Annotated in this window: 10 protein-coding genes; 2 read left to right on the forward strand and 8 right to left on the reverse strand. The window is 60.8% G+C overall.

Annotation, left to right across the window (positions count from 1 at the left end):
* The 5 genes from AC0L17_RS16420 to AC0L17_RS16440 form a co-directional block, all read right to left on the reverse strand.
* On the reverse strand, positions 1 to 1,899 hold the full coding sequence (locus tag AC0L17_RS16420; protein WP_473516594.1) for an ABC transporter substrate-binding protein: 1,899 nt from the start codon (positions 1,897 to 1,899) through the stop codon (positions 1 to 3).
* Complete coding sequence (locus AC0L17_RS16425) at positions 1,896 to 3,791, reverse strand: ABC transporter ATP-binding protein (protein ID WP_473516595.1); 1,896 nt, start codon at positions 3,789 to 3,791, stop codon at positions 1,896 to 1,898. Before AC0L17_RS16425 ends, AC0L17_RS16420 begins: the two co-directional genes overlap by 4 nt.
* A gap of 165 nt (positions 3,792 to 3,956) precedes the next feature.
* Positions 3,957 to 5,297, reverse strand: a complete 1,341-nt coding sequence (locus AC0L17_RS16430; protein ID WP_473516596.1) for an adenylate/guanylate cyclase domain-containing protein — start codon at positions 5,295 to 5,297, stop codon at positions 3,957 to 3,959.
* A 205-nt stretch (positions 5,298 to 5,502) separates the two neighbouring features.
* Positions 5,503 to 6,846: a nucleotide sugar dehydrogenase gene (locus AC0L17_RS16435; protein ID WP_473516650.1), complete on the reverse strand. Its 1,344-nt coding sequence runs from the start codon at positions 6,844 to 6,846 to the stop codon at positions 5,503 to 5,505.
* Positions 6,847 to 6,957: 111 nt separating this feature from the next.
* Positions 6,958 to 8,136 (reverse strand): DUF3095 domain-containing protein, encoded by a 1,179-nt coding sequence (locus tag AC0L17_RS16440; protein ID WP_473516597.1) that lies wholly within the window; start codon positions 8,134 to 8,136, stop codon positions 6,958 to 6,960.
* A gap of 73 nt (positions 8,137 to 8,209) precedes the next feature.
* On the opposite strand from AC0L17_RS16440, the gene AC0L17_RS16445 reads away from it, so the two are divergent.
* Together AC0L17_RS16445 and AC0L17_RS16450 are read left to right on the forward strand one after the other, a co-directional pair.
* Positions 8,210 to 9,298 (forward strand): glycosyltransferase family 4 protein, encoded by a 1,089-nt coding sequence (locus tag AC0L17_RS16445; RefSeq protein ID WP_473516599.1) that lies wholly within the window; start codon positions 8,210 to 8,212, stop codon positions 9,296 to 9,298.
* Positions 9,295 to 10,059, forward strand: coding sequence for a polysaccharide deacetylase family protein (locus AC0L17_RS16450; protein WP_473516601.1), 765 nt, complete (start codon positions 9,295 to 9,297; stop codon positions 10,057 to 10,059). The genes AC0L17_RS16445 and AC0L17_RS16450 overlap by 4 nt, the downstream gene beginning before the upstream one ends.
* Position 10,060: 1 nt before the next feature.
* Here AC0L17_RS16450 and AC0L17_RS16455 read toward each other — a convergent pair whose 3' ends face one another.
* From AC0L17_RS16455 to AC0L17_RS16465, 3 genes are all read right to left on the reverse strand, one after another.
* A complete protein-coding gene (locus AC0L17_RS16455; RefSeq protein WP_128168946.1) occupies positions 10,061 to 10,915 on the reverse strand; it encodes an MBL fold metallo-hydrolase in 855 nt (284 codons plus the stop codon).
* 135 nt (positions 10,916 to 11,050) lie between these two features.
* Entirely contained in the window at positions 11,051 to 11,500 is a 450-nt protein-coding gene (locus tag AC0L17_RS16460) for a cyclic nucleotide-binding domain-containing protein (protein WP_091594718.1), read from the reverse strand.
* A 302-nt stretch (positions 11,501 to 11,802) separates the two neighbouring features.
* Complete coding sequence (locus AC0L17_RS16465; protein WP_473516602.1) at positions 11,803 to 14,517, reverse strand: ABC transporter transmembrane domain-containing protein; 2,715 nt, start codon at positions 14,515 to 14,517, stop codon at positions 11,803 to 11,805.
* Between the last annotated feature and the right edge of the window lie 28 nt (positions 14,518 to 14,545).

Raw genomic sequence — 14,545 nt, forward strand, 5'->3', positions numbered from 1 at the left:
TCAGGACTCTCCAAGCCAGAATGTATCCGGCATGTAGACGCCGAAATAGGCGGTCGGGTCGTAGCCGTAGAGCGCCTTGTCAGGCAGATTGCGCAGCCGCGAGGACACCAGAACCGGCTGATGCGTTCCGTTCACGGTGCCGATCGAAAACACCTGATCGGTGTAGATCGACAGCATTGAATTCCAGATTTCGGCACGCTCCGTGGCTTCGGTCGATGCCTTCCAGCGCTTGAGCAAAGCCATCAGCTCGACCACAGGCGGAAGATCGGGCGCCTCACCGAGCTTGCCATGAGACAAGTGGTGAGCACCCCAGAGCGGCCATTGCAGCTGGTCGTCCATAGTTGGGGCCAACTGGTACGGGTTCATGTCGGCGGTCGGCACGCCATTGTCGATGCCCGACCACATCGACATCATGATCTGGCCGCCAAGCGCGCGGCTGCGGAAGATATCGCGCTGCGAAGTCCGGATGAACAGGGCGATCCCGATCTTGCGCCAGTGATCGGTGATGAGTTCGAGCGCGTCGGTTTCCAGCGTGCTTTCGCCGGCCGTTTCCACTATGATCTGCGCAGGGCGTCCATCGGGAAGTATCCGCATGCCTTCATCGTCACGCGTCTGAAGCCCGGCCTCGTCGAGCAGGGCATTGGCCTGGTCGGGATCATGGGCGACCCAGGCTTTCGCGAATTCCGGCCGGTAGAGCGGGCTCTCCGGCAGGACCGTATCGGCACTTTCCTGCCCCAGTCCGTAGAACACGGCCAAATTGATCTCGCGCCTATCCACAGCGAGCGAAAGGGCGCGGCGCACGCGAACGTCACGAAGAAGGCCACGCCACACCTGGTCGGCACAATTCAGATTGGGCAGCAGCGCCAGCCGCGAACCCTGTGTGCGTTTCCAGAGATGCATCTTCACCGGGTAGCGCTTCTCCGCATCCTTCAGGAAGGAGTAGTCGGTGAAGTCAATTCCGATGCTTTGCAGGTCGCTCTCGCCCGCACCGGTCTTGGCGGAAATGATCGCCGGCGAGCTGACATTCATGACGAACCGGTCAACATAGGGCATTTGCCGGCCATTCTCGTCCACTCGATGAAAGAACGGGTTGCGCTCGAAGACGAATTGCTCGGCCGGGGGCTTGGTCCGGTTCCGCCATGGATCGAGCGTCGGCAGTTCCGGGTTCTCCGGGCGATACTGCCGCGACATGCGGATATGCAGGAGCGTCCATTTCTTGGCCCGGTTCTCCTTCATCAGGCCGGCGAGCCGAAATGGATCCTGGTATTTCTTGTGGAACTGCTTGAGATAGGTGGCCGGCAGAACCAGCGATAGCGGCGAAGCAGCAGCAAGCTTGGGCAGGAAGTCGGGATTGGGCGCATCCCAACTATAGCGGACCGTCGACGGATCGACGATCTCGAAGCGTGGCGGCTTGGCGTTCGCCAGCAGGGCAGGGGCAAGCCCGCCTTGCGAAAGCTCATCGTTCAGCCAGACATCTTCCCAGCAATAGCGAAAATCCTCCGGCGTCAGCAGGCTACCGTCAGACCATTTATGGCCTTCCCGAATCTTGAAAGTGAAGATGCGATCATCCGCTACGTCGAAACTTTCGAGAATGTCGGCTTGCAAGTTGAGCTTTTCGTCATAGCCGACCAGGCGAGCATACCCGTAGATCGTCATCATCCGGATATCTTTCTGGCTGCCGATGATCGTGCGCAGCGTGCCGCCATACTGGCCGGGCTGCCGGCCCATCGCGGCGAGGTTCAACGCGCGCGGGCTCTTGGGCAAGCGTTCGGCGAGTGCCGGCAGCGCCTTGGCCTTCAGCTGCGGCTGAAGAAATTCCGGCTCCAGATCGCCGGCGCGCGACGTGCCCGGCAGAAATGCCGAAGCCATAAGTCCAAGGACGGTGCGCCGGCTGATCAATGGCGTAACTCGCTGACATCGGCCGTACGCCGGGCCAGCACGAGGTGGCCGCCGCCAAGGTCGAGCGGCGACAGCATATCCTTGTCGCTCTCGTCGCGGAATTGCGGTCCCCATGCGCTGGTGTCGGAAGCGCCGTCGAGCTTCAGCGTTTTGAAGTCCATCGGCCTGTCGAGATCGGGGAAAGGTACTGCGGCGACCAGTGAGCGCGTGTAGGGGTGGACCGGTTTCCTAAGCAGAATTTCGCGCGGCGCGAGCTCGACGATACGGCCGCCGCACATCACCGCGATGCGGTCTGCCATGTAGTCCACCACCGCCAGGTTGTGGGATATGAACAGGTAGGTCAGGCCCAGTTCCTTCTGCAGGTCCTTCAGAAGGTTCAGGATCTGCGCCTGGACGGAGACATCGAGTGCCGAAACCGGCTCGTCGCAGATCAGGAGTTCAGGCCCCAGCGCCAACGCGCGCGCGATGCCGATACGCTGACGCTGCCCGCCGGAGAAACTGTGCGGATAACGCTTTATGAAGCGCGGATCGAGCCCGATTGCCTGCATCAGGCTCTTGACCGTGACGAGTCGGGACGCGGCATTGCCACGTTGATGGATTTCCAGCGGCTCGCTCAAGATGTTCTCCACCGTCATGCGAGGTGAAAGCGACGAAACCGGGTCCTGGAAGACCATCTGGATTTTCGCGCGCAGCATGCGCAGGGCGTCTCCCTCGGCTTCCAGGACGTCGATCGGACCATCGCTGCCGTTGAAAATCACAGAGCCGTCGCTTGGTGTGACAGCCCGCATGAGGACTTTGCTGACGGTGGTTTTGCCGGAGCCGCTTTCGCCGACAAGACCCAGACACTCACCCCGCCTGATATCGAAGCTCACGCCGTCGACAGCGCGAACAGAGGTTTGATGATCTCCGCCGAACCATCCGGACTTGCGGATGGTGAAGGTCTTTGTCAGATCCCTGACCGACAGCAGGATGTCGTCCGGCCCCTTCGATGCCGGCGCCGTCTGCTTGCCGAGCAGGTTCCCGACATTCACCGGCACCTCGCGGAGCGCCTTTAGCCTTTCGCCAGGCTTCAGGTCGAAATGCGGAACGGCTGCCATCAGGCCCTTCAGGTAAGGGTGGCCTGGCCGGCGGAATATCGCCTCGACAGGTCCCGCTTCCATGATCTCGCCATGGTACATGACCACCACCTCGTCGGCGACATTGGCGACCACGCCAAGGTCGTGCGTGATCAGCAGCATCGCCATGTTCAGCTTGGCCTGAAGCCCGCGCAGCAATTGCAGGATTTGCGCCTGGATGGTGACGTCCAACGCCGTTGTCGGCTCGTCGGCGATCAACAGGGCGGGCCGGCAGATAAGCGCCATGGCGATCATGGCGCGTTGACGCAATCCTCCCGAAAGTTCAAACGGATACATGTCATAGGCGCGCTTGGGGTTGGGAAAGCCGACAAGGTCGAGCATTTCCTCGGCCCGCGCCTTGCGCTCCGCCCGCGCCATGGGCGTATGAATCTGCAGGGATTCGCTGACCTGATTGCCGACCGTGTGCAGCGGCGACAGTGATGTCATCGGCTCCTGAAAGATCTTGCCGATGCGGCTGCCTCTCAACGCCCGGATTTCGGGTCCGTCACGCGGCATCTGCAGGATATCCTGCGTCGTGCCGGGCTTTTCAGGATCGGAAAACAGGATACGGCCGCGAACATGGGCTGTGTTCGGCAAAATGCCCATCACTGCCTGGCTGAGAACCGATTTTCCGGAACCGGACTCGCCTACAAGCGCAGTGACCTTGCCGGGCAAGACGCGAAGATTTGCACGTCTGACGGCATGCAACGGTCCGCCGATAATGGCAAAAGAGATGCCAACATCCTCGATCCGCAGCAGATCAACACCCGAATTCATTCTCACACCAGCCCCACTCTGGCAGCCCGCCGGGCGGCGGGCCCAGAAAGCGAGACTAACGCATTGGCAGCGCAGAGCAACTTGGATTCGAAATCGGTCGCCAGTTCCCTGGCGGAACCGGCGACCGGACTGCGCACCAAAGGCGTTCGGATCAGATCGTGGCGGTTACTGGAGCTTCCTCCGGTCGGCCGCCGACAGCCGCGCTGCATCGCGATGAAGCAGCATGACCTGCTCGGCGTCGGATATTCGGTCGTGAATCGGCTCCAGCGCACCGTCTTCATCGAGTGCGAGAGCACCCGACAGATCGGGTGAAAGCACCGTCAGCTTCTGTTTGACGCCCGCCAGTTCCTCGTTGCCGAGCGTCAGCCAGCTGTTGGCGCCGCAATAGCTGGCGAAGTCTTTGCTGGCGAGAACGCTGTGCGGATATTTCTTGGTCAGGGTCTGGAGGCGCTGGACCTCGTTTACAGCCGAGCCGAAGACAGAGAATGTGAGCCGGTCCGTAAGTCCGACATTGCCGAACATCACATTGCCGACATGCAGGCCGATGCCAAAGTTTATGTCGCCCAATCCCTGCTCCTTTCTGCGCAGATTGAGATCTTTCATGCGCGCCGTGGCCTTGTGCGCTGCCGCAAGAGCAGCCTGGCAGGCGATCTCGGACTGCGAGCGGTGCCTTTCGCAAGGGAAGACGGCAATGAAGCCATCCCCCAGGAAACTCATGATCTGCCCGCCTTTGCGATTGAAAGGTGCAGCAATGGCATCGAAGAACTGGTTCAGCGTATCGATGTAGATTTCGCGGCCGGAAGTTTCGGCAAGCCTTGTCGAGCCGCGCATATCGGCCATGACCAGTGCGGCCCGGATTGTGTCGCCCTCGCCGCGCTTGATCTGGCCGTCCAGCACGCGCCTGCCGGCGTCGCCGCCGAGATACGTGGTCATCATGTTGTCGGCCAGCTTGGTGAGCACCGCCATCTTCGTTGCGATAGCGAGATGGTTCTGGATGCGCAGCAGCGCTGAAATCATGCTGTCGCTGAAGCCTGCAGCGCTGTCGGTCGACCAGGACCCGAGCATGCCCTGACTGGTATTGCCGTTGAAGGGATGCACGAATGCCATGTAGTCGGTCACGCCCATAAGCCTGAGGTCATCGAAAACAGGAAATTCCGACGGTACCGACGGGTCGAGCCGGCGCCGCAGATGGTCGAGCTTGTTGCTGAGCAGATGGTAGTATGGGCTGGTCAGGAATCTGTCAGAATGAGCGCCGTCCTCTTTGCGGAAGCCTTCCACTTCCATGCCCTGGCCGCGAAGCCAGGTGAATCCAAGCGCGTCATAAAGCGGATGAAGCATCGAAAAGCTCAAATGCACCCGCTTCAGCGGCAGGCCGGCAGCAGCCAGCCGTTCACAAAAACCCTTTACCAATGTTTCCAGGGCGTCGCCCGCCAGCGCCGATTGGGTGAGCCAATCGGCAACCTTGTCCATGAGAATGCTGGAAATTTCTGCTTGCGCTGTGCTCATGCTGTCTTGAGACCCGTCGAAGACGAGCCATTCTCCTTTGATCCGCCCCAACACGCTCCGCTAACGACCCCAGGGATAAGACCCTCGAAGTCAATGAAGCCGGCTTTGGGCAAAAGCCGGCGAGGGGCATTATGTGGCGAGGCTGCCGGGGGAGTGCAATCACGATCCTGACATCAGGCAAAAAAACTCGCCGGCTCAGACGCGGTCAGGCCTTCACCACCGTCTCTCGGGCCAGCCCGAGGCGGCCAAAAACATTGCGTGTGTCGACGATCAGAAGAGCGTGATCAGCGATCGCCTGATAGTCGATCGCGTCGTGGTCGGTTGCAACGACGACAGCATCGAAATCCTTCAATACCGCCTCGGTCAATTCGACCGAGCGCTGCCCCTTGATCGCCATATGCTCCCGTGTGGCCGGGATCTCGGTAACATGCGGATCGTGGAATTCCGCCTTGCCGCCCCATTCCTCGATGAGTTCAATGAGCCGCAACGAGGGGCTTTCGCGGATATCGGGCACATTCTTCTTGTAGGCGAGCCCGATGATGAGAATGCGCGAGCGGCTGAGCGCCTTGCCGCAGCGCTGGTCCAGCGCCTTCGCCAGTTCATCGACCACATGACGCGGCATGGCCGTGTTGATCTCTGCCGCCAGCTCGATGAAGCGGGTCGGCATTTCGTATTCGCGCGCCTTCCACGTCAGGTAGAAGGGATCGATCGGAACGCAGTGCCCGCCGAGTCCGGGGCCAGGATAAAAAGGCATGTAGCCGAAGGGCTTGCTCTTTGCCGCCTCGATCACCTCCCAGATGTCGATACCCATCGCACCGAGCACGACCTTCAACTCGTTGACCAGGGCTATGTTGACCGAGCGGAAGATGTTTTCCGTCAGCTTGACCGCCTCGGCGGTCGCCGTGGTGGAAACCGGAACGACGGTTTTGACCACGCCCTGGTAGAAAGCCTGCACGAGTATCGCCGCTTCAATGCCGTCGCCTGCCACGACCTTGGGGATTGTCGCGACTTCAAAGCTGCGGTTGCCGGGATCCTCGCGTTCGGGCGAGAAACCGAGGAAGAAGTCTATCTTGGACTGCAAGCCGGTTTCTTCCAGTATCGGCTTGATCACGTCGTCGGTGGTGCCGGGATAGGTGGTCGATTCCAGCACGATCAGCTGGCCGGGACGCAGATGCTTCGCGACGGTGCCTGCCGTGTTCCTGACAAAGGAGAGGTCCGGCTCACGGTTTTTCGTCAGCGGTGTCGGAACGCAGATGATGATGACATCGCAGACGGCCAGTTCGGCAAAATCCGCAGTGCCGCGGAACCGTCCGCTCGCCACCTGGCCGGCAAGGGCTGTCGACGTCACCGCCTCAATGTAGGATTGGCCGTTGTTCAGGCTCTCGACCTTCTGGGCTTCGATGTCGAAGCCGGAAACCGGGAAGCCGGCGCGTGCGATCGCAACTGCCAGCGGCAACCCGACATAGCCCAGCCCGATCACGCCGACTTGCGCGGTGCGCGTCGAAATCAGGTTTAGAAGACGGTCATATGTCGATCGTGAGGCGTCCAAAAATCTGCTTTCCGTCAATTCGGACAGGCCGACCGCGCCCATGGCGAGGCTCACCTGGTTCCCCAAGAACCCCGAGGCATATTGCGGAAAATCGATTTCCGCAAGCTGCCGTCAGGCCGGCACCTTCGCCTTCAGGCTTGCGGCGGCCATCGCATAGCCGCCGGCGGCGCCATCGATGAAATGAACGTGATCGCGCTGCAGCGGCGAGGCGACGAGGCATGTCATCAAGGCCGATTTCTGGCGGTGCAGGCCATAGTTGCAGATGCCCGCCTCTTCCGCCTGTTTCAGCCGGTTCTCGATCCGTTGCAACACATCCGCGTCAACGTCGATAGTCATCTTCAAGCCGTCGTCGAACTTCCGGAAATCCGAATTGCTGGCCACGTCGCGTTTGTAGATCTTCGGATCGAAGCTGCCGATCGTCCAGCCATATCTATCGGTGACAGCCGTAAGCGTCAGCTGGAACAATATCCACAGCTTCGACAGCCACCGCCATCCTGCCGGCGCCATGGCCCGCGCCTCGATATCGAGGCCGGCGGGCGAAAAACTGTAGGCCGGACCGTTCGCCGGCAACGGGTGGCCATCGCGTTCCTGCCCCCCGGCAAGGGCGATGATGTCGGAAGCCAAAGACTGAAAACCGCGCAAGTCGCGCGACGGCCCCGGGACGGCTATGATCGAGACGATTTCGCCATGCCGGGCGTCGATCGGGTTCCAGCGGCAGGAGAGGCCGGTAAGATCCGGCCGTGTGCCGGCTGGCGCAGGATCGATGCGGTAGCGCCCCGCTTTCATCTCGGCTTCCGCCCAACTGCCGCCACCGCCCGCAAACATGGCATAGAAGACCGCTTCGGAGGCCCGGAACCTCGCCACGCGAACGTCGAGGCCTTGCGCTCTTATATCCTCTATCGGCACGATTGCGGCACGCAAGGTCAGGTCCAGTTCGTCCGCCACCCATCTCTGGACAGCGGCCAGCGCGCTGCGGGTGATCTCCAGTGCCGAGCCGGGAAACGCCACGAGCGCGCCGTCGCCGCCGAAGACAAAGGGAAGATCCCGCCGACCCAGCGCATTGAGCAGCGCCGAGATAACGCTGGCGCCGGCCATATTGACGGTTTTATAGCGCCCAGCGTCGATCGCCTTGGTCGAGCCGACGATGTCGGCGGTGGCCAGCGCCCAGCCATCCGGGAGAGGCCGATAGTTATCGATATCGGCAACGCTTTCGAACCTTGCGAAGACCGGCAAAGAAGCGACAAACGGATCGGACGCTGCAGCTGTTTCCATGAGCATCAGATACCACATTCCACTGCTTGAAAGTGAGTCGATCATGCTTCGAAATTGACTTGCGCAGGCTTTCCGATGATAGGGTCCGACGATGCGAATTGCCTTCTACGCGCCGCTGAAGTCGCCCAATCATCCCGTTGCCTCCGGCGACCGCCAGATGGCACGGACGCTGGTCAAGGCGCTGGAGCATGCGGGGCATAGCGTCGAACTGGCATCCGAATTGCGCTTCTATCTACGCGAACCGGTTCCGAAAAGTTTCGATGCGCTCAAGATCGAAGCCCGAGAGGAAGCCGCGCGGCTAAAAAAGCTTTGGGATCGTGACGGCAAGCCCGATCTTTGGTTCTCCTATCATCCCTATTACAAGGCGCCCGACCTGATCGGACCCGAACTGGCGTCGGCCTTTGCTATCCCCTGTGTGACAGCGGAAGCCTCCTATTCGAGGCGGCGCAACGCCGGTTTGTGGGCCGACACGCAAGCGTTGGTGGCGCGAGCCGTCGAACAGGCAGCGCTGAACATCTGCTTCACGCAAAGGGATCGTCAGGGACTGGCGGATGCGATTCCCGACGCCGCTCTCGGTATGCTCTCGCCCTTCATCGACACATCGGCATTCCGGGAAATGCCGACACGGGGTTGTCCGACGCGCCTCGTTACCGTCGCCATGATGCGCCCGGGCGACAAAGTCGAAAGCTATCGCATGCTGGCGCAGGCGCTCGGTCCGATCGGCCACCTGCCCTGGACCATGTCGGTCGTCGGGGATGGGCCTGCCCGTGACGAGGTCAAAGCGCAATTCGCCGGCTTGCCCGCCGACCGTATCGTATGGCTTGGCGCGATTGAGCCAGCCGCCGTGGCGGATGTCCTCTACAGTGGGGGAATTTACGTCTGGCCGGGTTACGGCGAGGCCTATGGCGTTGCCTATCTTGAAGCACAGGCCGCCGGCCTTCCGGTGGTGGCTCAGGACATCGCCGGCGTGCCGGAGGTCGTGCGGGATGGCCAGACCGGGTTTCTCACCCCGCCGGGCGATGTGGCGGCGTTCGCTGCTGCCATTGAAAGGCTTCTCGCCCGCAACGACGAAAGAACCATCATGGCCGCGGAAGCCAGACGTTTCATCCTCGAAGAACGCTCCCTCGGTGTTGCGGCGGGGCGTCTGGCCGAACTTCTTGCGAAGATCCCGGTCTCATGACATCCGATCGGATCTGGCAGCCCTTGGTGGAAGAACTGGCGTGCCGGCAACGGGCGGACCGAAAGGCAGAGTTCTGGCTGCGTGACGATGACGCCGTGGATCCGACGCCTGCGCTCGATCGGCTGCTCGACCTCACCGGTGAATTCGCGGTTCCGGTCACTCTTGCCGTCATTCCGGCCCTGACTGATGAGAAGCTTGTCGTCCGGCTTGACGAGGCGCCGCATGCCGCGGTCGCCATCCATGGCTGGGCGCACCGAAATCATGCGCCCGAGGACCAGAAAAAGCAGGAGCTCGGCGCGCATCGGCCACGCGAGTCGGTGCTCGATGACCTGGCTCGCGGGCTGTCGCACGTAACCGGCCTGCACGGCTCACGTGCCGTTCCGATGCTGGTGCCACCCTGGAACAGGATCGACGCCGGCTTGGTACCCAACCTTGGATCGATAGGATTTGCGGCATTGTCGGTCTATGGGCCGCCGAAGCCGGCTCCACTGGCGGTCATCAACAGCAATGTCGACATCATGGATTGGCATGGCACGCGCGGCTGCCGAGATCATGGCCTATTGGTTCAGGCTATCATCGCGCAATTGCAGCGTGCAATCGGCGGCGGCGAACCGGTCGGCCTGCTCACCCACCATCTCGTACATGATGAATCGGCCTGGCTGTTCCTCGAACGGCTGTTCACAGTCACCTCACAGACTGAAGCCTGCGCATGGCTTCCGATCGGGACATTGATCGGGCGCAGCGCCGGTAGAGGAAAATAGCTCAGCGCTTTTTGTGCAACGAGCCCGGAAATTCGAGCGTCTGGCCATCCCGAGCGGCAAAAGCGCCGGCAAACCTGTCTTTGGCCAGTTGCTCGATCTCGTCCAGTTGCTCGTCGGTGCGTGTCGGATCGTGGTGAAACAGCGCAAGCCGCCGCGCACCGGCCGCCTCACAGAGCTTGACGCCCTGTTGCCAGGTCGAGTGCCCGTTACCGCGGCGGCGTTTCATTTCCTGGTCGGTGTAGGTGCAATCGTAAATGACGAGGTCGGCATCTTCGATCAGGGCGAGCACCGCCTGATCGAGTTTGTCCGGCTCGTGCTCAGTGTCTGTGATCACCGCCACGACCCGGCCGCCCCATTCGACCCGGTAGCCTATGCAGCCGCCCGGATGGATAAGACTGCCGGTTCGGACCACCACCCCTTCGCGCGGGCGAAGCACGTCTCCGGATACGAAATCGCGGCAGTCGAGGCTTGCCTTGCAGATCTCCAGTTTCACCGGAAACCACGGCGGCCGCATGAACTCATCGACCATCTGCCGGGTCGTCATGCGTCCTGCAAGATGCCCGGACCAAAGCGTAAGCTTGACGCTCCGGTCATAGATCGGCGCAAAAAACGGCAGCCCGATGATGTGATCGTAATGGCAATGGGTGAAAAACAGGTCGAAATCGGTCACGCCTGACGCCCGAAGCGCGGCGCCGGCAGGCCGTAGGCCAGAGCCCGCGTCGAACAGAAGCGTATGCTTGCCGCATCGCATCTCAATGCAGCTCGTGTTGCCGCCATAGCGAGAGAATTCTGGCCCTGATACCGGAGTGCTGCCGCGCACGCCCCAAAACCTGACCAGGAAAACTTCGTAGTCCATGCTACCCCTTCCCAGTCCCCGTCGCCCATCGTAGCCAAACAACTGCTGCTAGGCGAGACAGGTTTTCTCCGGGGTAACCTTCTCAGCAAGAGGCCAGTGCCATCGCGACGGCGAGGATCGAGCGCACGTCATCCGTTATTTGGTGCTTCGTGCGTCGATCAGATCCGCGGTCGTATGGCTTAGGCGATCGGCAAGAACCCGCAATATCTCGATGGTCATTTCCGGGAACTCCCTCATAAGCCTCAGGAAATGATCCTTGCGGATCCTCAAGACTTCCAGCGGACTTGCCGCTCTGACGGTGGCGGTGCGAGAGCTGTTGCACAATATGGCGATCTCGCCAACAATCGAATTTGGCTCCAGTTCGGCAACTTTTATCGGTCCGCTGTCGGAATCGACCAGAATATCCGCCCTGCCTGAAAGGATGACATAGGCGGCGTCTCCCTCGTCGCCCTGCCGGAAAAGGATCTGGCCGGCGCTGTAGCTCACACGATCGGATGTGAACGCAAGCAGCTTGAGCTTTGTCGGGTCGATGGCAGAGAACAAGGGAACGCGTTGCAGCATTGCAACTTCATCCTTGAGCAGCATTGTCGCAAACCTTCCCAAAATTCGCGTTTGCCAGACTAGAGCAATGGACGCCCAGATGGAATGAATTCTGTTTCCGGGATGGCGAGACGAACCGCGCGAAAGGTGGCGAGCCCGATGTCGTGCGATCGGGCGATGCCACCTGGCAATGGCGTCCGCCAACCGGAAACTCGAAGAGCCGGATGAATCTGCGGCAAACCCTTCGGGTTTCGGCGGGATGTGGCCTCGCTGCGCCCATCGTCGAATCCCTTGACCTTGCAGTAAATTCCCACCGGCAGAATGATCCCATCTGAATGTCCGCTGCTCTATGACAACAGTCCCTTGAATGTACCGTTCCCTGCCAAAAGTGTCTCGGGTGTTCCGTCTTCCACCAATTTACCCGAATCGAAGACGATAACGCGATCGAACATCATCGCCATCGCCGGATTCGTCACGACCCACACAATTGCCGGCGAATGGCCGTCGCGCCTGGCTTCCTCGAGCACGTTCCGCAGCACCTTGTCCTGCATGCGCTGGTCGAGCGCCGACAGCGGCCGGTTGAGAATGAGAAAATCAGGACGCTTGAGCAGGGCCCGGGCAACATCGAGTTTCTGTCGCTGCCCGCTGGTCAGCCGCCTGCCGCTGGAGCCGACGTTGAAGTCCAGGCCGACATCCAGAAGTTCGGCATAAAGCCCAAGTTCGTCAAGAATGTCATAGACGATGGAGCGTATGCGATCCGGCGCGTCGGGATGGTTGTTGCCCACACGCCCGAACAGGACATTATCCATGACGGTGGCCGCGGCAATGTATTTGGCAGGATCATACCGTTCGATGGCATTCTGCAGCTCGGGCGGCAGGTTTTCATAGAACAGGTTGCGTGCAGCGACGATCTTGCTCATCAGTTCGTCGCTCAGCAGGCCGAAGCGGTGCCGGGGCTCGATATAGGCAAAGCTCAAGGTGACGATCATGGCGCGGTCGCTCTCCGAAACCGCCTCGTGGGGACGGTTCTTGAGCCGTTGCAGCAAGGTTTCGTAGGTGGGTATCTCCTCGGCGCTCATGAAGGCAAGTTGCTGGAAGAACGGGTGATCGGGCGGCAGGTCGGCAAACAGCTCGATCGCCTGTTCGGCGATCTCCATGCCCATTTCGTAGAGCGTGCGGTCGAGGCCGGCTTGCCTCAGCACAGAAGCAAAATAGGGATTGGCCGCCAGAGCCCTGTCGGCCAGTTCGGGGCCGGCGGCAGCGCCGAAGAGCAGGTTTTGGCCGATCGTTGCTTCCTTGTTGTAGGCGCCCGGTTCGAAAGGAACCACCAGTCCGCTCAGCCCTTCGTGTTCCAGCCGGGTTCGCAGCGCCGCACGCAGTTCGACGATCCGCCGGGCAAGCTCGCTGTGACGCGTGAGATCGGCCGAAGAGCGCAAGCCAAGATCCAGGATATCGCGCGATAGAACAACCGCGTCGAGTACCCGGCGCACGGCTTCAAAGAGGTCGTGCGGGCCGGTAGCGCCGGCGGAAACATAGTTGATCCAGTCGCTGTGGATATCAAGATCCGGATTGCCCGACAGGCGCGCCTCATGCATGTTCCAGCGGTGCTGGTCTGCCGCAGCATCGTCATAAGGCACCGATGTCAGCGGCGCATGCTTCAGCCCGTAGAGCAGGTTATCGCGTAGGCTTGCCTGGAACAGGAAAACATCCGACGAGGCATAGGACATGCGCCGGCCGGTCACTGCTTCGGGGAGTTCAAGCAAATCGTCGGCGCCCGAAGCGACCCTTCCGCTGTCCGGCCAGTTCAGCCTTGCGAAGGCTTCTGCAAGCGCCTCGGCTCCACCTGTTGCGGTACTGAGCAGCGCCACCGTCTCACCCGGCTTGATCTTGAGGGAGACACGGTCGAGGAGCATTGCACCGCCATCATCTGCTATCGACAGACCGATCGCCGACAGGGGCTTGGTCATCGGATCGGGATCGTCGATCGTCAATGCCCCGATCCTCGGCGCAATGAGCCGATCGACGGTGAATTGTTCAACGACCTGCTGATATTTGACCTGGACATCCTGCCGCGCCTGATCCCAGTCGATCAGTTCCTTCATCGGTCCGGGCAGGTCCTTGTAGGCGCCGATCACGGCCACGAGCTGACCGACGTCCAGCCGCCCCTGGATGACTAGATACCCGCCGATCATGTAAAACAGAAAGGGCGTGAGCTGCGCGAGAAAATTGTTCAGAAACTTCACCATGAATTTCCATTGGTAAAGATCGAAGCGGATCTTGAAGATGAGCCCGAGCCGGGCAGCTATGTCGGCGCGCTCGTAGTTTGATGTGTCGTGGACGTGAACCGCGCCGATGCCGTCGACGATTTCGCCAACCCGGCCCGAAAGCGCGCGCGCCGTCAACTGCCGTTCGCGCCCGAGCACGATCAGCCGCCGCCGCATTCGCGGGATGAGCACGATCTGGACCGCCACGATCCCGGCCGCGATCATTCCGAGCCAGAAATTCTGGACCACGATGAACAGCATGGCCGTCAGCGCCTGGCCGCCGAGCAGCACCGGCTGCACGAAGGCATCGCCGATGAAGCCGCCCAGCGGCTCCACCTCGTCCTTCACCATCGTCGCCACTTCGGCGGATTTCACCCGCTTGAAGTAAAACGGCGGAAACCGCAGCACACGATCGACCAGATCGAAGCGGATACGCCGCAGCATGCGTTCGCCGAGGCGGCCCTTGTAGGTGTTGATATAGAATTTGAACAGGCCGTTGATGACGACCAGCAAGAGGAACACAAGGCTCAGCGCAAACAGCGTCGCCACGCGGTCGAGCTGAAAACCGGAGAAGAACTGGACCTCTCCGATGAACGGCAGGTTATAGTGCAGCCTCATGAATGGCTGGGTCGCGCCCGGTTGCTCGAACCCGCTACCTTGGATCGGGCCGTTGATGATCAGCTTCGGCAGGTCGAAGGACATGAAATACGGGATCATCGAAAGCACGACGATCATCAATATCCAGAGCTGCTGCTTCTTGGTGTGCGTCCAGATATAGCGGGCTAGGCTGGGTTCCATATGCGGCTGTGGACCCTTCAGTTGGAAC

The organism is Mesorhizobium sp. WSM4829 (genome assembly GCF_055811475.1).

Bases quoted from the DNA above. Each gene is read 5' to 3' on its own strand.
- AC0L17_RS16425 (WP_473516595.1), bottom strand. From the start codon at position 3,791: ATGAATTCGGGTGTTGATCTGCTGCGGATCGAGGATGTTGGCATCTCT.
- AC0L17_RS16430 (WP_473516596.1), bottom strand. From the start codon at position 5,297: ATGAGCACAGCGCAAGCAGAAATTTCCAGCATTCTCATGGACAAGGTT.
- AC0L17_RS16440 (WP_473516597.1), bottom strand. From the start codon at position 8,136: ATGTGGTATCTGATGCTCATGGAAACAGCTGCAGCGTCCGATCCGTTT.
- AC0L17_RS16445 (WP_473516599.1), top strand. From the start codon at position 8,210: ATGCGAATTGCCTTCTACGCGCCGCTGAAGTCGCCCAATCATCCCGTT.
- AC0L17_RS16450 (WP_473516601.1), top strand. From the start codon at position 9,295: ATGACATCCGATCGGATCTGGCAGCCCTTGGTGGAAGAACTGGCGTGC.
- AC0L17_RS16455 (WP_128168946.1), bottom strand. From the start codon at position 10,915: ATGGACTACGAAGTTTTCCTGGTCAGGTTTTGGGGCGTGCGCGGCAGC.
- AC0L17_RS16460 (WP_091594718.1), bottom strand. From the start codon at position 11,500: ATGCTGCTCAAGGATGAAGTTGCAATGCTGCAACGCGTTCCCTTGTTC.
- AC0L17_RS16465 (WP_473516602.1), bottom strand. From the start codon at position 14,517: ATGGAACCCAGCCTAGCCCGCTATATCTGGACGCACACCAAGAAGCAG.